Source organism: Paenibacillus sp. YPG26, assembly GCF_023704175.1.
GTDB lineage: Bacteria > Bacillota > Bacilli > Paenibacillales > Paenibacillaceae > Fontibacillus.
In genome coordinates this window covers 1,830,007-1,852,802 of record NZ_CP084530.1, presented here as the reverse complement: position 1 = coordinate 1,852,802, position 22,796 = coordinate 1,830,007, and the positions used below count along the sequence as shown (strand labels likewise).

The window sequence follows — 22,796 nt, the reverse complement described above, 5'->3', positions numbered from 1 at the left end:
ATTTAGCTACCCGATCTTAGCTGACAACTTCAGTCTTGAAGTTCCAATCACGAACATCTACAAAGCGTCCTTCAACTGCCGCTGCCGCTGCCATAGCCGGGGAGACCAGATGAGTACGTCCTCCGCGTCCTTGACGGCCTTCAAAGTTACGGTTGGAAGTTGAGGCACAGCGTTGTCCCGGCTGCAGAACGTCAGGGTTCATCGCGAGACACATACTGCATCCTGCTTCACGCCATTCAAATCCAGCCTCAGTGAAGATCTTGTCCAGCCCTTCCTCTTCCGCCTGAATCTTAACACGGCCGGAACCAGGCACAACAATTGCCGTCACTTTATCGGACACTTTATGACCTTTAGCGACTGCTGCTGCGGCGCGAAGATCTTCAATACGTCCATTTGTACATGAACCGATGAACACATAATCAATTTCGATCTCAGACATTGGAGTGCCTGGGGTAAGTCCCATATATTCAAGGGCTTTCTCAGCCGCTTTACGTTCGTTCTCTGACTCGAAGTCTGCCGGGTTCGGCACTGCTGCGCTAATGTTGGTACCCATTCCCGGACTTGTTCCCCAGGTTACTTGCGGGATAAGAGAATCCACATCGAATTCAACAACACGGTCATACTGAGCGCCTTCATCCGTAGCAAGCTCTCTCCAGCGGGCAACCGCCTCATCAAAAGCAGCCCCTTGCGGCACATACTGACGACCACGCAGGTATTCAAATGTAGTCTCATCCGGAGCAATCAGACCTGCTCTTGCTCCACCTTCGATGGACATGTTGCAGACGGTCATGCGCTCTTCCATGGACAATTCACGGATCGCTTCACCTGTATACTCGATGACATATCCAGTAGCAAAGTCAGTTCCGTATTTGGCAATGACTCCAAGGATAAGGTCCTTTGCAGTTACGCCCGGGTTGCGCTTGCCAACGAAGCGCACTTCAAGCGTCTTCGCTTTAGCCTGCTGCAGACACTGAGTAGCCATAACGTGTTCAACTTCACTTGTACCGATACCGAATGCGAGGGCACCGAACGCCCCGTGCGTGGAAGTATGGCTGTCGCCGCATACAATCGTTTTGCCCGGATGAGTAAGACCCAGTTCCGGCCCCATAACGTGTACAACGCCCTGATCAATCGTATCAAGGTCGAACAAGGTAACTCCGAAGTCACGGCAGTTCTGGGAGAGCGTGTCAATCTGCTGCTTAGAGATTGGATCTGTAATATTATACCGGTCCTTGGTAGGAACGTTATGGTCCATAGTAGCGAAAGTAAGCTCGGGTCTGCGCACCTTGCGTCCGCTTAGACGAAGCCCTTCAAATGCTTGCGGAGACGTAACCTCATGAACAAGGTGAAGGTCAATATACAGAATGCTTGGCTTGCCTTCTTCCTGATGAATAACATGATTTTCCCAAATTTTCTCATACATCGTTTTCTTCTGACTCATCATAATCACCTCTAAATTAGCAATAATAGCGAACTTGTTGACGAAGCGGCTCATCCTATAAAGACTACCACTTCGTTCGTTAGATTTACTATAACATTTGTCAACTAATTGTTCCAAGATATGATTTCTATAATTGTGATAGGTTTGGCCTATAAGTTGACCATTTGAGAAATAGCATATTTAGCTTAAACCCCCAAATGCTACACAGGGCCGCTTCGGCATCTGCCATTTTCGCGGCCCGCTTCATCTAAATGCAGGTTCCTGCCTGACTCTTATTTATCCATTAGTTTCGTTCCCAGCCTATCTAAGTATATAATGTTAATAGGATTTACTTATAAATGTACGCGAATGAGAGGTTATAACGATGGAATTCAGACAGCTGCAGTACACGCTTCAAATCGCCGAAGAACGCAACTTTTCAAGGGCTGCGGATAAGCTCCATATTGCCCAGCCATCCCTTAGCCAGCAGCTGTCCAAGCTGGAGAAGGAGCTTGGCGTGCTGCTGTTCCAGAGGAATACAAGCACGGTCGAGCTTACTCATGCGGGAGAGAGCTTTATCACCCATGCCCGCAAAATTGTGGACGCTGTCGAGCAGCTTCGCCAGGAGATGGATGATATCTCCCAGCTGCGCAAAGGCCGTGTCGTTGTTGGAAGCATGCCGATTACCGGCTCACACCTGCTGCCTTATGTGCTTCCTGCTTTCAAGGAAGCTTACCCCGAGATTCAGATTTCGTTACTCGAGGATACTTCCCTGAATCTTGAGAAGCTGACTGCTGGCGGAGGTACAGATCTTAGTCTGCTATCTCTTCCCCTGACCGAGGGCTCGTTAACTTATGAACCCATCGGAGAAGAGCGCATCGACCTTGCGGTTCCGCCCAATCACCCTCTGGCCGCCTTACCGGTTCTGAACAGCGCCGAGCAGATGAAGCTGCTGAGAGATGAATCCTTTATCGTTCTCAAGAAAGGCCAGGGGCTGCGGACTTTGACCATTGAAATGTGCCGGAAGGCAGGATTTGAGCCTGGGGTAGTGTTTGAGAGCAATAATATAGAGACCATTCAATCACTTGTCGCGGCAGGGATGGGCATTACCTTTGTTCCCCGCTTTATCGCCCGGGCGAAGCGGAGTGAACTCATTCCGGTATACATACCGATTGAGAATCCGATCCCCAGCCGTACCCTTGTCATTGCCTACCGCAAGGGCCGTTATTTATCAAAAGCCGCGGAAGCTTTTATCGACACGTTCAAAGGTGTGCTGGAACACAGAATGACTCCGGAGCTCTAGAGCCCTCGGAGTCATTCTGTTCGAAGTACGATGTATATGGTTGCCGTGTGATCTAGATATAGAGTTCAGGACGGCGATCCTCAAATATAGGAATCCGCTTGCGAACCTCATCCACAACAGACAGATCGATCTGTCCAGTAACAATCTCTTCCCCTTCTCCACCCTCGGCGATAATCTCACCCCAAGGATCAATAATCATGGAATGACCGAAGAAGGAATCCTTCCCGCTAACGCCGACCCGGTTGCAGGCGATGACGAACATTTGATTCTCTATAGCTCTTGCGGTGAGCAGTGTACGCCAGTGATGGATTCTTGGATGCGGCCACTCTGCCGGTACGAAGAGCGCTTTGGCTCCGTTAAGTGCCAGCGACCTTGCAAGCTCGGGGAACCGGATATCATAACAGATCGAGCTTGCGGCGGTGGTTCCATCAATCTCAAAAGTTACCCTCCGGTCTCCCGCTGTTAAATGCTTCTCTTCCTCCATCAGCCGGAACAAGTGAATCTTGGAATACTCACCCGCAAGTTCTCCCTGCCTGTTAAAAATATACGTCGTATTCCGCACATTTCCTTCCGTCTTCTGGGCGACAGAGCCGCCGACGACATGAACGCCGTACTCCCGCGCGAAATCCGACAGCCAGGCTCTGGTCTCCAGCCCCTGCAGATCAGCCAACTCATGGATTTCTGTTAGAGCGTAACCGGTGTTCCACATCTCAGGAAGAACGATAACATCCGGCTTGAGCTCAGCTTGGAGAGACTGCTCCATCAGCTGCTTCAATCTAAAGGCATTCAGCTTGGGTTCGCCAAGGACAATATCGGACTGGATCAACGCAATATTCCACTTACTCTGAGTAGAATGGGTTTGTTCTGCGGACATAAATCTCTACTCCCTTCCTTGCAACTAGATATAATCATATCCCTTGAGCAGCTCGAAAAGCAATCTCCCCGCCTCTAATTCATTCTATACAGCTTGGTTAAATCGTGATAAATTAGATGGACTATAGCCAAGCAGGCAAATTCATTACTGGACCTTGATCGGAGTGTGTATCACATGAAACAACCCAAGCCTTCCCTAAACATACAAGCGGCGGATGTCATGGGCCGTCTGCCCAAGCAGTTCTTCGCCACTCTGGTGCACAACGTGAACCGGGAGATTTCGGCAGGTCATGATGTTATTAATCTGGGACAGGGCAATCCCGACCGGCCCACCCCTGAACATATAGTTCAAGCAGCTAAGGAAGCGGTATCGAACCCGCTTTATCATAAGTACTCCCCCTTCACTGGATACTCATTCCTGAAGGAAGCTGCGGCGCAGCGTTATCTTGAGGATTACGGAGTTACCCTTGATCCTGAGAAAGAGGTTGCTATTCTCTTTGGAGGCAAGACTGGACTCGTTCAGATCAGCCAGATTCTGCTCAACCCCGGAGACCTGTGTCTGGTGCCTGATCCGGGTTACCCGGATTACTGGTCTGGAGTGGCACTGGCTGGAGCCGAAATGTCCTTCCTTCCCCTGCGTGAGGAGAACAACTTCCTGCCGGACTACGAAGCGGTATCGGCTGTAGACAAGGCACGGGCGAAGCTGATGTTCCTGAACTATCCTAATAATCCAACCTCGGCAACGGCTCCGCTGTCCTTTTATGAGGATACCGTGAACTTTGCGGCCGAGAACAATATTGTTGTTGCGAGCGACTTTGCCTATGGTGCGATTGGGTTTGATGGACATCGCCCCGTCAGCTTTCTGGAAGCTCCTGGTGCCAAGGAAGTGGGGATTGAATATTACACCCTCTCCAAAACTTACAACATGGCAGGCTGGCGTGTCGCTTTTGCCGTGGGTAATGAGAACATTATCTCGCTTATTAATCAGCTTCAGGACCATATCTATGTCAGCTTGTTCGGAGCTGTTCAAGAGGCAGCCCAGGTGGCGCTGACCTCCAGTCAGCAGAGTGTCGCTGATCTTGTAGCAGTGTATGAATCGAGACGAAACGCCCTGTTCGGTGCGCTGGATGAGATCGGCTGGAAGGCACGCAAGCCGGGAGGCTCGTTCTTCGCATGGCTTCCTGTACCGGAAGGTTATGACTCTGCCCGCTTCGCGCAGCTCATACTTGAGCAGGCCAAAGTAGCCGTAGCGCCCGGGATCGGGTTCGGGAAGCACGGAGAAGGATTTGTCCGGGTAGGACTGCTTAGCAGCGAGGACCGTCTGCGCGAAGCGGTACACCGCATTGGCAGACTCTCACTGTTCTGAACAGACTCACCCTTTGCAAAGCCACTTTTCCCATGTTATTCTATCGATATATTAATGAAACGTGATGACGGGACCAGTACGAAGACACGCGGCGTATTCCAGAGAGTAAATTCCTAATGGCTGTGAGAATTTACCGTCCGCCCTTCGGAATCCTATCCCTGAACGGCTGGCTTAATCAAGCCGGACAGCTGCCCCTGTTAACAGGCTGTAAGTTGGATGAACCCTGTTCATCAATAAAGGTGGTACCGCGGAAGTCAGAACTTTCGTCCTTTGCGATGCAAAGGCGGGAGTTTTTTTGTTTATATGGAGCACACGACCGACCAGGATTATAATCACAAGTCGAACTAATTTATTGTAGGAGTGAATGTCATGCATCAACGCGTCGTTGTCAAAATAGGCAGCAGCTCGCTCACCTCACCCGAAGGCGGACTTAACCGGGAGGCGGTGCAATTCTTCGCGGCCGAGCTCTCCGGGCTCCGGGAAGCCGGTTATCAAGTGCTGCTTGTCACCTCGGGGGCTGTCGCGGCCGGGTTTCGCGAGATTGGTTATGCCGAAAGACCGAGGCTGCTGCATGAGAAGCAGGCCGCGGCGGCGGTAGGTCAAGCTTTGCTGATGCAGTCGTACCGTGAAGCCTTTCAGGTGCATGGAATTCCGGCTGCGCAGGTACTCCTGACACGTACGGACTTCCTGAACCGCAAGCGGATGGGCAATGCCAGTATGGCTGTCGAGGAACTGCTTAAGCAGGGCGTCCTGCCCATTATTAATGAGAACGACACCGTCTCGATCGATGAGCTGAAGTTCGGGGACAATGACACACTCTCCGCACTTGTGGCTAACCTTCTGAAGGCCGATCACCTCATCATTCTGACGGATACCGAAGGACTGTATACGAAGGATCCCCGGATCGACCCGGCGGCTACCCGGATTGAGAGAGTGAGCGAATTCACGGATGAACTCTACTCTATTGCAGGAGGCTCGGGTTCCAAAGTTGGAACTGGCGGGATGCGTTCGAAGATTGATGCAGCGAAGATTGCCACACGGGGAGGCGTACCTGTCTTTATCGGCAAGGGCGGTCTTCCGGGCGAACTGCAGCGCGCTGTACAGGGACACGGCCGCGGAACTTATTTCGACACCAGGCTAAGCTCCCTGCCCATGAAGAAGCAGTGGCTGGGCTTCCTCTCAACACCTCTCGGCACGCTTATTGTGGATGAAGGTGCGGAGACAGCTCTAATCTATGGCGGCCGCAGTCTGCTTCCTGTAGGTATACGTGCAGCCGAGGGGAATTTTCGTACCGGTGATGTCGTAGAAGTTATGAATGAGAAGCGGGAAATACTTGGTCGCGGGATTGTGAATTATGATGAAGCCCAATTGCTTGATGTGCTCGGACTACCGAGCCAGGAAGTCATGAAGAAGATGGATGGAATCCACAGGTTGGAAGTGATTCACCGCGATGAGTGGATTTCACTGAAATAATAATTTAAGGAGGCAATTACGATGAGTGAAGTGAGAAACAAAGCAGAACTGGCCGGTTCTGGATCCTTGATCTTGAGTCAATTAACGACAGAGCAGAAGAACGAAGCTCTCCTTGCCGTAGCGGAAGCTCTTGTCAAAGGGGCATCTGAGATCATCGAAGCTAACCAAGAGGACCTTAAGCGAGGCCGGGAGAATGGAACGCCTGAATCGCTGCTTGACCGGCTCGCCCTGGACAATGAACGGATCTCCGGTATTGCCGAGGGATTACGGCAGATTGTTCATCTCCCCGATCCGGTTGGCGAGACTCTGGAGACGATTGACCGCCCTAACGGTCTCCATATTGTGAAGAAGCGTGTTCCCCTTGGTGTCATTGGAATCATCTATGAGGCCCGTCCTAATGTTACGGTTGATGCGGTGGGTCTATGCCTCAAGACTGGAAATTCCGTAGTGCTTCGCGGCGGCTCAGCTGCCCTCTCCTCGAACCGCAAGATCATTGAGCTGATTCATACCGCGTTGTCCGGCACAGCAATCCCGCCTAATGCAGTTCAGCTAATTGAAGATGCAAGCCGGGCTTCTGTTGATGAGATGCTTAAGCTGAATGGTCTTCTGGATGTTGTCATTCCGCGCGGAGGAGCCTCATTGATTCAGAATGTAGTTCAAAATGCAACGGTACCCGTAATCGAGACTGGCGCAGGAATCTGTCATACCTATCTGGACGCTTCAGCCGATCCGCAGATGGCCAAGGAAATCTCGCTGAATGCCAAAGTGCAGCGCCCATCTGTCTGCAACGCTATGGAGACCTTGCTGGTTCACGAATCATTCGCGGCGGCTCATTTAATGGATCTGGCGGAAGCCTTCAAGGAAGCCAAAGTAGAGCTTCGCGGATGTCCGTTAACCCTTCAGCTGGTACCATGGGCCAAAGAAGCTGCTGAACAGGATTATGCTACTGAATATAATGATTACATTCTCAATATCAAAGTGGTGTCCCACCTCGACGAGGCTCTGGCGCACATCTCAAAGTATGGCACCAAGCATTCTGAGTGTATCGTCACTGCTAATGAAGAGAATACGGTCCGGTTCTTGAACGAGATTGATGCGGCCGCAGTCTATCATAATGCCTCCACCCGCTTCACCGACGGATTCGAGTTCGGATTCGGAGCAGAAATCGGCATCAGTACCCAGAAGCTTCATGCACGGGGCCCAATGGGACTTCCAGCCCTCACTTCGAGTAAATACACTATTCAAGGCAGCGGCCAAATTCGTCAATAAAGGAGGAGAGACTACCATGTCCGATCGATCCAACCCGTCATCCGGGTCCATTACAGATCAGTTGAACATCTGCTTCTATGGCGCGGGATCCATGGCCGAGGCAATTGTCCGCGGTCTTATCAATACAGCTGTCGCCAAGCCTGACCAAATCTCCATGATCAACCGCAGCAGTCAGGAGCGGATTGAATTCCTGCACAATACTTATGGGGTACGGGCTGCCTCAGACGCCCAGACAAAGGAGAAGCTTCTGCAGGAAGCCTCTATTCTGGTGCTTGCCATGAAGCCTAAGGATGCCGGCGAAGCGCTTAAGGCGCTTGGCCCCCTCCTTCGCGACGACCAGCTTATCATTTCTGTCATTGCAGGTCTATCGATCAATACGATTCATGCTCTGCTCGGCCGTACACAGCCCGTTGCACGTACCATGCCCAACACCTCAAGCTCCATAGGACTTGGAGCAACCGGCATCGCCTTCTCGAGTGAGGTATCTGAGGAGCACAGCCAGCAGGTCCTCTCGATCTTCAAGGCAGTCGGCCTTGTTAGCGTAATCCCAGAAGAACAAATGGACATTCTAACCGGAATATCCGGCAGCGGACCAGCTTACATCTACTACATGATGGAAGCGATGATCGCTGGAGGCATTGAAGGCGGATTAAGTGCGGAGCAAGCTCGCGAGCTTACTGTGCAGACTGTTCTTGGTGCTGCGAACATGATGATACAGACAGGTGAAGACCCCGCCAGTCTTCGCAAAGCCATCACCTCACCTAATGGCTCCACTCAGGCTGCTCTTGAGGTGTTTGAAGGCGCCGGCTTCACCGAGACGGTCAAAGCAGCTGTACGTCGCTGTGCAGAACGTTCCCGCGAGATGGGTGCAGCTGTAGAGGAGGCACTATCATGAGCTATTGCACGGCCACTTACAGAATTCATGACGCCAAAGCAGACTTCCGCCGCAAAGCAGAATCCATCGCCGTAGGCATGACAGTCGGCAGCTGGACAGAGCTTCCACAGCTCAAGCAGGAGAGCATGCGGAAGCACCTTGGCCATGTCGTTCACATTGAGGAGCATGAAAGTTCCAAAGAATCTGAACGGTATGCCGACGTGACGATTGCTTACCCGGACATCAACTTTACCAGAGACCTTCCAGCCTTGCTGATCACGGCATTTGGCAAAATCTCTATGGATGGGCAGATTAAACTTCTGGATCTGGGCTTCTCGGATGACTTCCTTACAGGCTTCCCTGGTCCCAAATTCGGGATTCCGGGCATTCGCAGCCTTCTTGCTGCACCTGAACGGCCCCTTCTGATGAGCATTTTCAAATCTGTGGTTGGATATGATCTTGAAGGGCTGAAGGAACAGTTCCTGGCTCAGGCGCTGGGCGGCGTAGACTTGATTAAGGACGATGAAATTCTGTTCGAGAACCCGCTTACCCCGATCGAACGAAGAGCCGAGGTATGCAGGAAAGCTGCAGAAGAAGCAGAGCGGACGACAGGCAAGAAGCTGCTGTACGCGGTGAATTTGACCGGACCCACTTCGCAGCTCCGAAGCCAGGCCCTCAAAGCTATGAACGCCGGGGCGACTGCCCTGCTGTTCAGCCCGCTTGCTTACGGACTGGATGTTCTTCAGGAACTGAGCGGTGACCCGGATATCCGGATTCCTATTGCTGCCCATCCTTCTCTCGCAGGAGCGCTCTATCCATCACCCCAGTACGGGATTTCTGCTTCACTGCTGCTTGGCAAGCTGATGCGTACGGCAGGTGCGGATCTGGTGCTCTTCCCTTCCCCTTATGGTTCCGTCGTGATGCCAAGGGAAGAGAATCTGGCGATCCGCCATGAGCTTGTACGGATTGATCTACCGCAGAAGACCAGCTTCCCTGTTCCTTCCGCGGGTATTCATCCAGGTCTTGTACCTCAACTGCTTGCTGATTTCGGCAATGATGTCGTTGTTAATGCCGGTGGAGGCATCCATGGTCACCCGGGCGGCGCCGCTGCCGGCGGACAAGCGTTCCTCCAAGCCATCGATGCTAGTCTGAAGGGCATATCTCTGGAAGAGGCAGCCACGACCAATCCCGAGCTTCAAGGAGCTCTCAACATTTGGGGAGGCAAGAAATGAGTTCTAACTTAGAGCCCGTCGTCTTCTGTGATTTCGACGGAACCATCACGAACAGCGACAATATTGTAGCGATTATGAAGCATTTCAAGCCTGAGGGCTACGAACCGATCATGGAGCGGACGGTTGCCGGAGAGCTGTCGATCCATGAGGGCGTCGGTGCCATGTTCGCGCTGCTCCCTTCTGACAGACGTGAAGAGATTCTTGAGTTCGTGCTCAACCAGGCTGGTATACGGGAAGGTTTTCGTGAATTCCTGGGTTATCTGAGGAGCAGGGACATCCCCTTCTATGTCACAAGCGGAGGCATTGACTTTTTTGTACAGCCACTTCTTGCGCCCTTTGACATCCCTTCTGACCATATCTACTGTAACGGTTCCGATTTCACAGGATCCCATATCAAGATTACCTGGCCGCACCTCTGTGACGAACATTGCAGTAATGATTGCGGGATGTGCAAGACTACGGTTATGCGCAGGTTCCCTGCTGACCGCTACGAACGAATTCTGATCGGCGACAGCTTAACGGACTTCGAAGCAGCGAAGCTGGCGGACCGGATCTATTCCCGGTCTCATCTGACGGAGAAGTGTATAGAGCTCGGTGTACCTCACATCCCTTTTGAGACATTTGTAGAGATTACTGAGGATTTCAAGAAGAGAGAAGGCGAATATAGACGATGAGTTTCACTAATATCCCCCTCGAGGAGAAGCTTGGAGCTCTTGATGAGCTCCGTAAGGTGAAGGAACAGTTCGCTGCCCGCGGCTGGTTCCCTGGCACTAGCGGTAATCTGTCGATTCGCGTAGGTGAATTCTCAACCGATACCTTTCATTTCGCCGTAACTTCAAGCGGCAAAGACAAATCCGTCCATACACCCGAGGACTTCCTGTTCGTGGATCAGCAAGGCCGTCCCTGCGAAGCTACCAGCTTAAAGCCTAGTGCGGAGACCCTCATCCATGCCGAGATCTACCGCCTTACCGGTTGCGGTGCGATCTTCCACGTACATACCATCTACAACAACATCATTAGTGAAGGTTATGGCGACAAAGGAGCAATTCCTGCTCAAGGAATTGAGCTGATTAAAGGCTTGGGAATCTGGGAAGAGAATGCCCGTATTGAGATTCCTGTCGTTCCGAACTATGCAGAGATACCTCGGATTGCCGAGCTGATTCCAGCTGCACTGAATCCGGATATCCCGGGAATCGTGCTGCGCAATCATGGCATCTATGCTTGGGGAGCGAATGCGTTTGAGGCCAAACGCCACTTGGAATCGTTTGAGTTTATTTTTGAGCATATTTACCGGAGCTTAGCTCTCCGTCAATAGTAGCACGGAACACTTATCCATTCACTGGTCATCATATCCGTCTGTGATTCAATTATAGTTCAATCAAAAAAAGGGGAGGCACCAAGCGCTCCATGTCATTGATATAGCTTAACCAAATGACATGGACCTTGTGTCTCCTCTTCTTACGTTCCTATCCCACCTGCCATAATATCAAACCCAAGTTAACACTTGTATAAAGTCTGGCTTGAGGCACTTCTGCCAAATCAAAGATTCTATAATCGGTCATGATCAAAGTTGCTAATCTCCACATGATTCTTGGCAACCTTACGCTTACTGCCTGTAAGCAGCCTCAATCCCCCGCCAATCAACACAACCGATACAATGAAAGGCTTCAAATATTTATTAACACGATACTCAATCCAGAGCTCCGGAAAATGAGCTGCCAGGCAGGGCACAATCATATTCATACTGATATAATACATACCCAAGAGCAGCAAGATGGTTCCAAGCAAGCGCCTATGATTCCCGAGGGCCACTATCAGAGGCTTGTCAATCAAAGGCTCTCTTCCATATCTGCTGACGATCTGGAGTCCATCGAAGAAGCTGTAAAACCAGATCAAAGGAAGCAGGAGCAGGAACAAGGACAACCGGATCACATCAATGATATAGAATGTTCCCAGGAACAAGACCATGAGCTGGAGTCCCCGCTTTTGAAGTCCCATATACATCTGGCCGGCACCAGGAATTACAGACAACAAGGTAGCTAAGAACTTGCTTCTCCGCCCGCTCTCCCGGCTAATCTCCCAATCGCCGAAGAGAGTCCGGTCTGTTAATACTTCTCCCGATAATTTGCGGTGAATGCACTGCACCGCATCGAACATGCAGTACAACCAGATTACAGGCAGTACACACAGGAAGACCAGAACTGAATCGTTAGTAATCCCGGCGAGAAAGACGAGCATTGTAATTGTTCCGAAGAAGGCAACGAGAAACGATAGCCCTCTCTGCATAAGCCCCATATAGAAGTGTCCCAGGCCAGGCACGAAAGAGAGCAAAATGGTGAAGAAGCGTTCCGCATCAAGTCGGCTGCTGTTCTCAGGGCTTGGATAACCTGAGTTATACCCCTGATTGGGGTAATCCTTCAGCAGCACAATGAACAGGTCAAACATGCTGATTCCCCATACCAAAGCCGCGCAGACAATACCGAACACAAATGGCTCACCATGATTAGATAGCAGGGCTAGTGTGAACCCTCCCAACAAAAATCCGCAGAAGAACAGCATATAGAAGAAACATCTTATCTTTTTACCCCAATATAAATGGCCAAGGCCGGGCAGAAAATTCATAAAAAAAGCCGTTACCCGATTACGTATTACCGGCATTTCATTCATCCTTTCACTTATCAGATCTATTCCAAGAATCCAGCCAGCTTGTAGTCCGGCTCAGCCACTGCTCACTGATAGAACCGTTATCTCCACTCCACAAATGATCAGCGTTCTGCTCCAGCCGATCGAAGAATCCAGAGGTTATAAGCAGCAGAGTAATAGACGCGGCTATCGTATAATGCGTGATTGGATGCTTAATCCAAGCCCACTTACGATGAAGCTGAAGTGGCTGATTCACTGAGGAATCATTTACCGGTAAGGCATTCATCACCCGGTCAGTAAATGCATATATGTCAGGCAAATCCCCAATGGGATGCTCCATACTTTCGAACACAACCAAATATTCTTCTAATGCGGTCTCATCTTCAGCTAACCATTGATCCAGCTCATCCCGCTTGCCGGGACTTAATTCACCAAGTATGTACTGTCTCCACATTTCTTGCCGCTGCGTGCCATCAGTCACGACCAATCCTCCTCCTTCCAATGCTCCCTTATCCAGTGTCTTGCCCGATAGAGCCGGGATTCCACCGTCTTCACCGCAATGCTCTGTGCGGCGGCAATCTGCTCATAGCTCATCTCATTCAAGTAAAAGGCTGTTACGATCTCTTTATGAGAATCCGGAAGCTCATGAATCCGGCTGGCCACTCTCTGAATACGTTCCTTTCTTACCAGGCTATCCAGCGCATCCCCCTCCGCGGCCGGAATATGCTGTAGTACTTCTTCATTCTCCCACTCATCTTCTCTGCGGCGTATACGCCTTCGCTTGCAGTCAATTGCTTTGTTGATGCAGATCCGCGTGATCCATGTCTTGAAGCCTTGAGAACGATACTCGGGGAGAGACTTGTAGACCTGAATGAACGTCTCCTGCGCGGTGTCCTCCGCTTCCTTCTGATCATGCAGCACCGAGTAAGCCATCCGGTACAGATAAGGGCCGTAGTCATTCACCAGCTGTCTGAACGCCTCCTGGTTCCCTTGCAGGATCTGGCTGATCCGTTGTTCCTCTTCTATATCTCTCCCCTCCTTCCAACTAATAGACGTCATGAGAGAAGTTGACCCCTGCATGAATTTCATATTTTTTTGCATGATTATATTAGTTTAGTTCAGATGTTCCTATGATTAATTATAGTAGTTGTGACAAGGAATGCTTCTGCTATGTAAAAAGAGGCTGCTCCGATCAGACTCTGCTGATGGATCAACCTCCAGTATAGGACCTTATTTGTTATTTCCGCGGAATCTTTTCATATACTCTTTGGCATCCTGGGCCGTCTTGACCCCATTCCGCCCCCACTCCAGCAGAATCCGATCAATATATCGGAAGTGTACTTTTCCAGCGAACACGGCTTCCTTCAAAGCAAGCCGGATCAGTTCATCCACATACCCGTCTTGATCCAGCCAGCCTGAAATGGTCTCACATTCCATCGGAGAAAGCGGACGGGCGAATTCTTTCTCGAAGACGAAGAACAGATTGCGCTGCTCGTCTTCAGCAGATGTGGAAGCAGGCTCTTCGTCCATCATGAAGCGATCCTTCTGCCGTTCGGCAGCCGCTTCTTCAGCAAGACAAACACTTAATTTGTGGTACATGCCTGTCAGATTGTAACGTTCTGAGCGTATCCCGGCTGAATCAGTAACTTCATCAATCGACAGCCATCCATCCTTCATCAGCTTGCGGATTCCGCTGGCTACCACAGAGGGTGTCCCCCCCATTCTCCGCTCAATCTCTTCCATAGAGGGGAAATCCGATTGCTCTATCTGTCTGAAAGCAAGCAGCTGAATCAGCAGCATTGCTTCTGTATCGGTAAGCTTGAGCTTCCGGTAATAAGCCAGCAAAGCGTAAGGGATGCTCGCTGCACCCTTTTCCAATCCGAAGGCCATCCCATTCGCCCAAAGCTTCCAACCCTCACCCAAATCCATTACACGTTCACCTCTTCAAATCGGGTACAACATATAGCTGTTATTACTTAAGGATACAGACGGTACAGGGTACGCGGGAATGGAATCGTCTCACGCACATGCTCAAGTCCGCATATCCAGGCCACAGTCCGCTCAAGCCCAAGACCAAATCCTGAGTGAGGAACCGATCCATACTTCCGTAGATCCAGATACCATTGATAGGTCTCAGTGGAGAGTTGGTGCTCCTTGAAGCGTTCTTCCATCAGTTCAGGGTCATCAATCCGCTGTGATCCGCCAATAATCTCACCATATCCTTCAGGAGCAATCATGTCGGCACAGAGAACCACATCAGGACGGTTCGGATCCGGCTTCATATAGAAAGCTTTGATATCCTTTGGATAGTGGGTGATAAAGACGGGCTTATCATAACGTTCGGCAATCGCCGTCTCATGTGGGGCACCGAAATCCTCACCCCAGGGAATATCAAATTCCTTAGTATGAAGGAACTCAATCGCTTCATCGTAAGTAATCCGCGGGAACGGGGCCTTTATATTCTCCAGCTTGGAGACATCCCGCCCAACAGCTTCAAGCTCCGCCCTGCAGTTCTTGAGCACGGACTGGACTACATAAGAAATAAAGTTCTCCTGAACCTGAAGGCTCTCCTCATGATCCGTGAACGCCATCTCGGGTTCGATCATCCAGAACTCAATCAGATGCCGGCGGGTCTTGGACTTCTCAGCACGGAAGGTTGGTCCGAAGGAATACACCTTGCCAAGAGCCATAGCCGCAGCTTCCATATAGAGCTGACCACTTTGGGTCAGATAAGCATCCTCATCAAAATATTTGGTGTGGAACAAATTGGTTGTTCCCTCTGCGGAGGTAGGCGTCAAAATTGGCGGATCCACCAACGTGAACCCGTTATGATCAAAGAACTGCTGGATCGCGCGAATGATCTCGGCCCGGATGACCATAATGGCACGCTGCTTCGAAGAACGAAGCCACAGGTGCCGGTGATCCATCAAGAAATCAACCCCGTGCTCTTTAGGAGTTATTGGATAATTCTCTGTGAGATGGATGATCTCAATATCAGTTACCGTCATCTCATAACCCGAAGCGCTTCTGGGCTCTTCACGGATTACCCCTTCAACATAGAGTGAGCTCTCCTGGGTCAGGCTCTTGGCCTTGTCCCATATTTCTTCAGACACCTCACTCTTAACAACCACACCTTGAATATAACCAGTACCATCACGAAGCTGCAGGAATTGGATCTTCCCGCTTGAGCGCTTGTTGTTCACCCAAGCACCCAGGGTCACTGTCTCCCCTACATGATTACCGACTTGACGAATCACTGTCTTGACCGCCATGTTATCCCGCTCCTCTAACTGCTGCATTAATTATTAGCTTGCTTGGTTTCCTGAACAATCCGGTTCGTATCCCGTGCAATCACAAGCTCCTCATTCGTTGGCACGACTAGAACCTCAACTTTGGAATTAGCGGACGAAATCCGGCGCGGCTCTCCTGAACGGATCTTGTTCAGCTCCGGATCAATCTCAACGCCCAGGTATGACAGATTCTCGCACACCTTCTCGCGGACAACGACGGAGTTCTCTCCGACACCTGCCGTGAACACGATTGCGTCTACCCCGTTCATCGCTGCAGCATAGGCACCGATATACTTGCGCAGACGATACTCATACATCTCGAAGGCGAGAGTAGCATTGGCCTCTCCGGCCTCCATCCCGTCAGTAATGTCACGCATATCACTGCTCACACCGGAGATTGCAAGCAGTCCGCTGTGTTTGTTAAGCATGGAATTCACTTCACTAATGGAGAGCTCCTCTTTGTTCATGACAAAAGTGACAACAGCAGGATCCAGATCCCCGCTTCGTGTTCCCATCATCAGTCCTTCAAGAGGAGTTAGCCCCATGGAAGTGTCTACAGAGACCCCGCCTTTAACCGCCGTAAGACTGGCACCGTTACCGATGTGGCAGGTAATAATCTTAAGATCCTCGATTGGGCGCTCAAGATACGCGGCAGCTGCCTTACTTACGTATTCGTGGGATGTACCATGTGCTCCGTATCTACGGACATGATGCTTCTTGTACAACACTCTAGGAATAGGATACAGGAACACCTTCTCCTCCATCGTCTGGTGGAAGGCGGTATCAAACGCAACAACCTGCGGAACATTCGGCATATTCTTCTCTGCCGCATTAATTCCCATAATAGCCGGCGGATTATGCAGCGGAGCCAAGTCGAACAGCCTCCGGATCTCTGCCTTTGCTTCACTCGTTACAAGCGCGGATCCCTTAAATGTCTCACCGCCGTGCACGACGCGGTGCCCAACAGCTTGAATCTCATCAACGGAGTCCAGGACTCCATGCTCTTTGTCTGTCAACTTCTCAAGCACCTTACGAATCGCGGTAGTGTGCTCAAGAATCTCGCTTACCTCGGTAACTTCTTCTTTATTAGTAGGCTTGTGTGTCAGGATAGAGGAATCCATACCAATCCGTTCAACGAGCCCTTTCGCCAGAACTGACTCATCCTCCATATTGTACAGCTGATATTTTAGAGAAGAGCTGCCCGCATTTATGACGAGAACTTTCATATCCGGTCACCATCCTTGTCGTATTTGAAAAAGCCTTCGCCCGTCTTCACGCCCAGATTGCCGGCACGGACCATCTTCTTAAGTACAAAGGAAGGACGGTATTTAAGCTCGCCGAACTCACGGAACATGCGCTCAAGTGCGGCAAGAACCGAGTCAAGTCCGAAGCGGTCTGCCATCTCAAGCGGTCCGTACTGGAACTGATATCCGACCCGCATGGAATCATCGATATCTTCAGCCGTTGCAACGCCTTCACCAAGCACATGCAGTGCCTCGTTAATAAGAATACAGATGATACGGGAGGTCACGAATCCAGGTGATTCATATACCATAATGCCGCGTTTCTCTACAACTTCTTCAACAAAACGTTTAGTATTATCGAAAGTACTATCAGAGGTCTTCAAGCCGCGAATAATTTCAACCAGGTCGATACGGGATACTGGATAAATGAAGTGCATGCCGATGACGCGTTCCGGATACATTGTGCCTCCGGCAATCTCTGTCAGGCTAAGTGTTGAAGTATTACTTGCAAGTATGATATTGCTCGGGCAGACCTGGTCAAGCTGGGTGAAGACTTCTCTCTTTGCATTCAAATCTTCCGAGATTGTCTCGATCACCATATCGCAGGATCCGAGTTCGGCGAAATGGGTAACTTTCTGAATGCGGGACAGAATCAGCTTCTTCTCCGCCTGGGTAATTGCCCACTTCTCCAGCTGTTTATCTAGGCTTGTCTCTATCATGCTGTATGCATGGTTCAATTTGTCTGAATTCTCCTCAACGAGCAGAACATCTAATCCTTTTGCTGCAAGCATTTCACAAATGCCCTGGCCCATCGTACCGCCGCCGATAACGCCTATTTTTTTAAAGTACATGGTGTCTCTCTCCATCCTTTGTATTAATCCCTACATCTTATTATACCCCTGATGTCGAATAATACATCTTTTTATACCCAACATCTAATAATATCTTAGCACGAATAAAAAGTAAAAAAAAATTACCAACCTGATAAAATCAGGCTGGTAACAGAACGCTGTCACGAAATTGACAACGAAATTGTTCTCCGGAGAGACGTTCCTCATGTATAAGAATTTCAAGAGATTTGTCGAATACCGCCGAGTGCGCAATCAAAGCAGATTTGGTGCGTGCCGCAAGATCATCCAGGATCCGGCTGTTCTCATTCATGAGAACCTCCTTCGTAACCATATCCATATTGACAATGCCAAGCCGGGTGAGCCCTGACGTCATCATCGTATGCACAAGCTTGAGCGCCTGCTCAAAGTCATTGCGGGAACCCGTACTTCTGCCCCCATAATAGATCTCCTCGGCAGCAGCTCCTGCAAGAGCGACCATTATCTGTCCTTCAAGATATGATTTGGTATATAAATACTGCTCCTGCTGTGGATTATGACGCACATATCCCAAGGCCTGCCCACGAGGACTTAGAGCAACCTGATTCACACTGCCTGGAGCCACAATCTCAGCCAGCACAGCATGTCCGAGTTCATGCACAGCTACTCTGCGCTTCTCTTCCTCCGTTGACTCCCTGTCTGTCTTCTCACCGAGCATAACCTTGTCCACACCCATAGACAAGTGACGCTGGTCAATGATCTGAAGGTTCTCCCTCATGGCATAGATGGCTCCTTCATTCATGACACTCTCCAACTGGGCTCCTGAGAAGCCATAGGTCTCCTCGGCAAGCCTATCAAGGCTAACGTCCGCATTCAGCGGCTTATTCTTGGCATGCAGCTCAAGAATGTGCTTGCGCCCTTTCTTATCAGGCAATTCAACCTGGATATGACGGTCAAAGCGTCCTGGGCGCAGCAGCGCACTGTCCAGCATCTCTTTGCGGTTCGTTGCTGCAATGACCAGAATGCGAGGGGCGTCCGAGTTATAAATACCGTCCATTTCCGTAAGAAGCTGGTTCAGGGTCTGATCGTACTCCCTTTGCTGGCCGCCTTCACGTTTGCCCCCGATTACATCAATCTCATCTATGAAAATAATTGCGTTCTCTTTCTTCTCCTGTGCGGCACGTGTACGGGCTTCCTTGAACAATTCCCGAATGCGTCCTGCACCCACGCCTACATACATTTCCACGAACTCAGAACCTGAGGCTGCCACAAATACGGACTTGGTATAATGAGCCGCAGCCTTAGCCATCAAGGTTTTACCGGTTCCCGGAGGACCGGTCAGCAGGATACCTTTTAGCGGACGAATCCCGAATTTCTGAATTTCTTCATGTCTGACCATGAAATCAAGGGCCTCACGAAGCTCCTGCTTCGCATTATCCTGTCCACCAATTTCTTCAAAAGTCAGCTTAGCGGGACCCGCCTTCTTCCGCTTGCGGTCCTGGGAAGCACCTACGGTAATTCCGCCTTTCATTTGAACCACCGCAAAGAGAGCACCGACCATAGCTAATCCAATCACGATCGGAATAATATTAACTCCGATATATGCAAGGAACACAAGCAGCACCGTGACAACCCCGACAACGATTTCTTTCATGAACTTAGACATTATTCCATACCCCCATCTCACCCGGCACACGCGGAAGTATTATGAACTTGCTGGCTTTACCGTCAGACAGAGATACATAAATGTTCTGATTATCCATTACTGTATTCACTGATAGTCCTGGTGTACCTTCTTTGAGCTTTTCAAGCGTAACTGGAATCTCGGTATATTTCTTGTTGTCCATAGCTTCCGCTACCGGAAATAGCGCTCTTGACCACCACTGATCAAGCACTTTGTTGGAGTGATCCACCACGGTTAATCTTAACTTGCGAGTGCCGATAATTGACTTGCCATCCACCGTCAACTGCTTAACCAAACCTCTTAAATCTGTTTTTGGCTCCAAATCGAGTTTCAAGTCCACCTGTTTCTGGTTAATATCAAATTGAGCATTCTTCACACCTTCATAATTGGTAACCAATTTCTTGAGCGGGGCCTCAACCCCAAACTGACTATAGGCGAACCACCCACCAAAAAGAAGGGTAGCGGAGATAACAGCGCTAGTAATTAATGGTACAAGACGTAGTTTCAATGGATATCCCCCTTAATAAAATCAATACATTAATAAAATTAATACATAAGATACATAAGAATTGCAGCTTTCGAAAAAATTAACGGATTTCTCCGTTTTTTTGTGTACCCTTTTATATTCATTTGTACAAGCAATAGTATATCATAGAATATATACTTTTTTCTAAGCTTATTTTAGAAAATAATTGAAATTATTGATATATTCTTTCAAAGTTCAAGAATTGTTCGCAATTCAAAAAAGACCTTCCTATTTAATTAGGAAGGTCTTTTTGCTTAGGCACACCTGCAATAAAGCCTATCGATTCGGTAATGTATAAGTATTAGGCAATGCCTGTCCATCTGTGAACCGATAGAATTTGTAGTTGTAGTGATCGCCTTCTTTATAGAACAATTGATATACGTATTGCTTCCCAGTCCCTTGGTCAAAGATACCCGGAACAAGACGAACAATGGAGATATCCGGCATCTGGGACTTGATGCTGCTCTTAACCTGTTCCAGGCTAACCCCGTTCTTGGCCAGCTCCTGATGGTCAACCTTGCCGTCCACGACCCAGACTACAATATCTTCTCCTGCTGCATTTTTCCCTTCAATAACCCAGCATACCGTATCCCATACAGATTTACTGGCATGCGTGAACGAAGCCAGATTAGCCTGCTGCTTGGCTACAATCACCGCCGCGTCCTTCTCATTCCAGTAATCTTCCATGGTATACACATAGTAGCGCTGAATACCGAACAGGATCAGCAAGACAGTAAATACGGATATCAGGATCCGTTTTGTTTTTCTCTTCATGCGATCACTCCCCTTCACTCAGAAGTGCTCCGCTTAGCGGGAGAGCAATCCTTCGAAACAAGCCTGAGCTTCTCTGCGCACCCGCTCTTCATCAATGGTTAGACAGCTGCCATGCTTGACTACCTGATTCCCGTTCACCCAGACATGCTCTACATCTTTAGGACCCGCTGAGTATACAATATGTGATATAAAATCCGTATGCGGAATAAAATGAGCCTGGTCTGTGTTCAAGGCAATGAAATCTGCTTTCATGCCTTCAGCCAGCCTTCCGGTATTCGGAAGGTATACCGACTCTGCCCCGTAGACCGTTCCCATCTTAAGCGCTTCTTCTGCCGGTACAGCTGTAGGATCACCGGATACACCTTTATGGATCAAGGCTGCCAACCTGATCTCTTCGAACATATCCAGATTGTTATTGCTGGCAGCCCCATCTGTACCAAGGGATACGACCACGCCTGCCTTCTGTAGATCAACAACACGGGCAACTCCGCTTGCAAGCTTCAGATTACTGCCTGGATTGTGCGAGACTGCAACTTTATGGTTGGCAAGAATCCCGATTTCTTCATCAGTTAGATGCACACCATGGGCAATGATCGAAGGCCGGGAGAAGAAACCAAGCTTCTCCAAATGCATCGTTGGACGAAGACCATACTCTTCGATATTCTGCTGCACTTCAGCAGCTGTCTCGGACATGTGGGTATGGAGCGGCAGATCCAGATCATGTGCAGCTTGTACGAACTTCTCAATGAACGCAGGCGGACAAGTGTATGGGGAATGCGGAGACATCATGGTCGTAATCCGGCCATCCGCTTTGCCATGCCAGTCCTTAGCGAACCGTATTGCTTCCTCAAGCTTCTGCTGCTGTACGTCCTCTGGGCACAGCCCGATGGCACCGCGCATCAACACAGCACGGATACCCGATTCGTCAGCTACCTTCGCCACTTGATCCATATGATCATACATGTCCAGGAAGGTTGTTGTTCCTCCTTTAAGCATCTCGACCACAGACAGGGCTGTTCCCCAATATACATCACGGGAAGTGAACTTCGCTTCCATCGGCCACATTTTCTCCTGCAGCCACGCCTGAAGCAGCATATCATCTCCATAACCACGAAGCAGGGACATCGCAGCATGACCATGTGTATTGATCAGTCCTGGTGCGAACAGCAAGCCTCTACCATCGAACGTATCTGTTCCTTCTTCAATCTCCGGGCGGGCCTCTCCCACATATGTAATCAGATCGTCCTCAATTAACATATATCCCTTAACAACAGAACGTCCCTCTTCCAACACAGCAAAGCTTCCATTCTCGATTAACCATTTACGACTCATTTGTCAGTGCTTCCTTTCCATCTCCCAAATAATAGGCCAGACTGAGCAGATCGGTTGTAAAATCAGCAGCGTGCAGCCGCACTTGTGCAGGCACCTTCAAAATTGTAGGCGCAAAGTTAAGAATTGCTTCAATACCGGCTTCGATAAGCTGATCTGCAACGCGCTGCGCCTCAAAGTCAGGGACCGTGATGATTCCAATCCGGATCCCCAGCTTCTTCACGGTAGCAACCAGATCTTCTATCGGCTGCACAGTTAGAGAATTTATTTTCTGGCCGACTTTCTGCTCTGAAGCATCGAACACGGCCACGATCTTCATGTTATCCTTCAGATAAGTATTGTAGTTGGACAGAGCCTGACCCAGGTTCCCTGCTCCAACCAGAGCCACATTAATCTGCTGGTCCAGATTGAGAATCTGGCGTATCTTCTCTATTAGATAGGCGACATCGTAGCCAATACCTTTTCGTCCGAAATCACCAAAGTAAGCAAGATCCTTGCGGATTTGAGCCGGATTGAGATCCAGCTTCTGCCCAAGCTCCTGTGAGGAGACGGTTGAGACTTCCCGGTGACTCAGCTCATTCAGAAAGCGCAGATATACGGGCAATCTGCGCACCACCGCATCTGAAATTTTCTCCGACTTCATTTCTTTTCCCCCTAATGCAATTGAGT

22 protein-coding genes are annotated in these 22,796 nt (G+C 49.8%); 8 read left to right on the top strand and 14 right to left on the bottom strand.

Annotated elements, in window-relative coordinates; all coding sequences use genetic code 11:
- Nucleotides 1–16 precede the first annotated feature (16 nt).
- The gene (gene leuC / locus LDO05_RS08735) at nucleotides 17–1,441 is read right to left on the bottom strand and encodes a 3-isopropylmalate dehydratase large subunit (protein WP_251378673.1); all 1,425 of its coding nucleotides are present in this window, start codon (nucleotides 1,439–1,441) and stop codon (nucleotides 17–19) included.
- A 364-nt stretch (nucleotides 1,442–1,805) separates the two neighbouring features.
- Here leuC and LDO05_RS08730 point away from each other — a divergent pair, with 364 nt between their 5' ends.
- On the top strand, nucleotides 1,806–2,723 hold the full coding sequence (locus LDO05_RS08730) for a LysR family transcriptional regulator (RefSeq protein ID WP_251378444.1): 918 nt from the start codon (nucleotides 1,806–1,808) through the stop codon (nucleotides 2,721–2,723).
- 52 nt (nucleotides 2,724–2,775) lie between these two features.
- On the opposite strand, the gene LDO05_RS08725 is transcribed toward LDO05_RS08730, so the two are convergent.
- Complete coding sequence (locus LDO05_RS08725; protein WP_251378443.1) at nucleotides 2,776–3,597, bottom strand: carbon-nitrogen family hydrolase; 822 nt, start codon at nucleotides 3,595–3,597, stop codon at nucleotides 2,776–2,778.
- 174 nt (nucleotides 3,598–3,771) lie between these two features.
- Between LDO05_RS08725 and LDO05_RS08720 the strand changes: the two genes are divergently transcribed.
- From LDO05_RS08720 to mtnB, 7 genes are all read left to right on the top strand, one after another.
- Nucleotides 3,772–4,962 carry a pyridoxal phosphate-dependent aminotransferase gene (locus LDO05_RS08720; protein ID WP_251378442.1) on the top strand — a complete coding sequence of 397 codons (1,191 nt, stop codon included), beginning with the start codon at nucleotides 3,772–3,774 and terminating at the stop codon, nucleotides 4,960–4,962.
- Nucleotides 4,963–5,331: 369 nt separating this feature from the next.
- On the top strand, nucleotides 5,332–6,435 hold the full coding sequence (gene proB, locus LDO05_RS08715) for a glutamate 5-kinase (protein WP_251378441.1): 1,104 nt from the start codon (nucleotides 5,332–5,334) through the stop codon (nucleotides 6,433–6,435).
- Nucleotides 6,436–6,456: 21 nt separating this feature from the next.
- Entirely contained in the window at nucleotides 6,457–7,704 is a 1,248-nt protein-coding gene (locus LDO05_RS08710; RefSeq protein WP_251378440.1) for a glutamate-5-semialdehyde dehydrogenase, read from the top strand.
- A gap of 16 nt (nucleotides 7,705–7,720) precedes the next feature.
- Entirely contained in the window at nucleotides 7,721–8,599 is an 879-nt protein-coding gene (gene proC, locus LDO05_RS08705) for a pyrroline-5-carboxylate reductase (protein WP_251378439.1), read from the top strand.
- Complete coding sequence (locus LDO05_RS08700) at nucleotides 8,596–9,810, top strand: 2,3-diketo-5-methylthiopentyl-1-phosphate enolase (RefSeq protein ID WP_251378438.1); 1,215 nt, start codon at nucleotides 8,596–8,598, stop codon at nucleotides 9,808–9,810. Before proC ends, LDO05_RS08700 begins: the two co-directional genes overlap by 4 nt.
- Nucleotides 9,807–10,484, top strand: coding sequence for a 2-hydroxy-3-keto-5-methylthiopentenyl-1-phosphate phosphatase (locus LDO05_RS08695; RefSeq protein ID WP_251378437.1), 678 nt, complete (start codon nucleotides 9,807–9,809; stop codon nucleotides 10,482–10,484). The genes LDO05_RS08700 and LDO05_RS08695 overlap by 4 nt, the downstream gene beginning before the upstream one ends.
- Nucleotides 10,481–11,125: a methylthioribulose 1-phosphate dehydratase gene (gene mtnB / locus LDO05_RS08690; protein ID WP_251378436.1), complete on the top strand. Its 645-nt coding sequence runs from the start codon at nucleotides 10,481–10,483 to the stop codon at nucleotides 11,123–11,125. The genes LDO05_RS08695 and mtnB overlap by 4 nt, the downstream gene beginning before the upstream one ends.
- 233 nt (nucleotides 11,126–11,358) lie before the next feature.
- Here the strand turns inward: mtnB and LDO05_RS08685 are convergent, their stop codons facing one another.
- The 12 genes from LDO05_RS08685 to LDO05_RS08630 form a co-directional block, all read right to left on the bottom strand.
- Entirely contained in the window at nucleotides 11,359–12,345 is a 987-nt protein-coding gene (locus LDO05_RS08685; RefSeq protein ID WP_346657635.1) for a hypothetical protein, read from the bottom strand.
- Between the two features lie 136 nt (nucleotides 12,346–12,481).
- Nucleotides 12,482–12,934, bottom strand: a complete 453-nt coding sequence (locus LDO05_RS08680; protein ID WP_251378434.1) for an anti-sigma factor — start codon at nucleotides 12,932–12,934, stop codon at nucleotides 12,482–12,484.
- On the bottom strand, nucleotides 12,931–13,512 hold the full coding sequence (locus tag LDO05_RS08675) for an RNA polymerase sigma factor (RefSeq protein WP_251378433.1): 582 nt from the start codon (nucleotides 13,510–13,512) through the stop codon (nucleotides 12,931–12,933). Before LDO05_RS08675 ends, LDO05_RS08680 begins: the two co-directional genes overlap by 4 nt.
- Nucleotides 13,513–13,683: 171 nt before the next feature.
- A complete protein-coding gene (locus tag LDO05_RS08670) occupies nucleotides 13,684–14,382 on the bottom strand; it encodes a DnaD domain-containing protein (protein WP_251378432.1) in 699 nt (232 codons plus the stop codon).
- A 47-nt stretch (nucleotides 14,383–14,429) separates the two neighbouring features.
- Nucleotides 14,430–15,725, bottom strand: coding sequence for an asparagine--tRNA ligase (asnS, locus tag LDO05_RS08665; RefSeq protein ID WP_251378431.1), 1,296 nt, complete (start codon nucleotides 15,723–15,725; stop codon nucleotides 14,430–14,432).
- Between the two features lie 26 nt (nucleotides 15,726–15,751).
- Nucleotides 15,752–16,969: an acetate/propionate family kinase gene (locus LDO05_RS08660; RefSeq protein ID WP_251378430.1), complete on the bottom strand. Its 1,218-nt coding sequence runs from the start codon at nucleotides 16,967–16,969 to the stop codon at nucleotides 15,752–15,754.
- Nucleotides 16,966–17,838 (bottom strand): 3-hydroxyacyl-CoA dehydrogenase family protein, encoded by an 873-nt coding sequence (locus LDO05_RS08655; protein WP_251378429.1) that lies wholly within the window; start codon nucleotides 17,836–17,838, stop codon nucleotides 16,966–16,968. The genes LDO05_RS08660 and LDO05_RS08655 overlap by 4 nt, the downstream gene beginning before the upstream one ends.
- Nucleotides 17,839–17,977: 139 nt before the next feature.
- Nucleotides 17,978–19,480 carry an AAA family ATPase gene (locus LDO05_RS08650; RefSeq protein ID WP_251378428.1) on the bottom strand — a complete coding sequence of 501 codons (1,503 nt, stop codon included), beginning with the start codon at nucleotides 19,478–19,480 and terminating at the stop codon, nucleotides 17,978–17,980.
- Nucleotides 19,473–20,006: a hypothetical protein gene (locus tag LDO05_RS08645; RefSeq protein ID WP_251378427.1), complete on the bottom strand. Its 534-nt coding sequence runs from the start codon at nucleotides 20,004–20,006 to the stop codon at nucleotides 19,473–19,475. Before LDO05_RS08645 ends, LDO05_RS08650 begins: the two co-directional genes overlap by 8 nt.
- A 294-nt stretch (nucleotides 20,007–20,300) precedes the next feature.
- Nucleotides 20,301–20,798 (bottom strand): cell wall elongation regulator TseB-like domain-containing protein, encoded by a 498-nt coding sequence (locus LDO05_RS08640; RefSeq protein WP_251378426.1) that lies wholly within the window; start codon nucleotides 20,796–20,798, stop codon nucleotides 20,301–20,303.
- A gap of 33 nt (nucleotides 20,799–20,831) precedes the next feature.
- Complete coding sequence (locus tag LDO05_RS08635) at nucleotides 20,832–22,130, bottom strand: amidohydrolase (RefSeq protein ID WP_251378425.1); 1,299 nt, start codon at nucleotides 22,128–22,130, stop codon at nucleotides 20,832–20,834.
- Nucleotides 22,120–22,770 (bottom strand): redox-sensing transcriptional repressor Rex, encoded by a 651-nt coding sequence (locus LDO05_RS08630; protein WP_251378424.1) that lies wholly within the window; start codon nucleotides 22,768–22,770, stop codon nucleotides 22,120–22,122. Before LDO05_RS08630 ends, LDO05_RS08635 begins: the two co-directional genes overlap by 11 nt.
- Nucleotides 22,771–22,796: the final 26 nt, after the last annotated feature.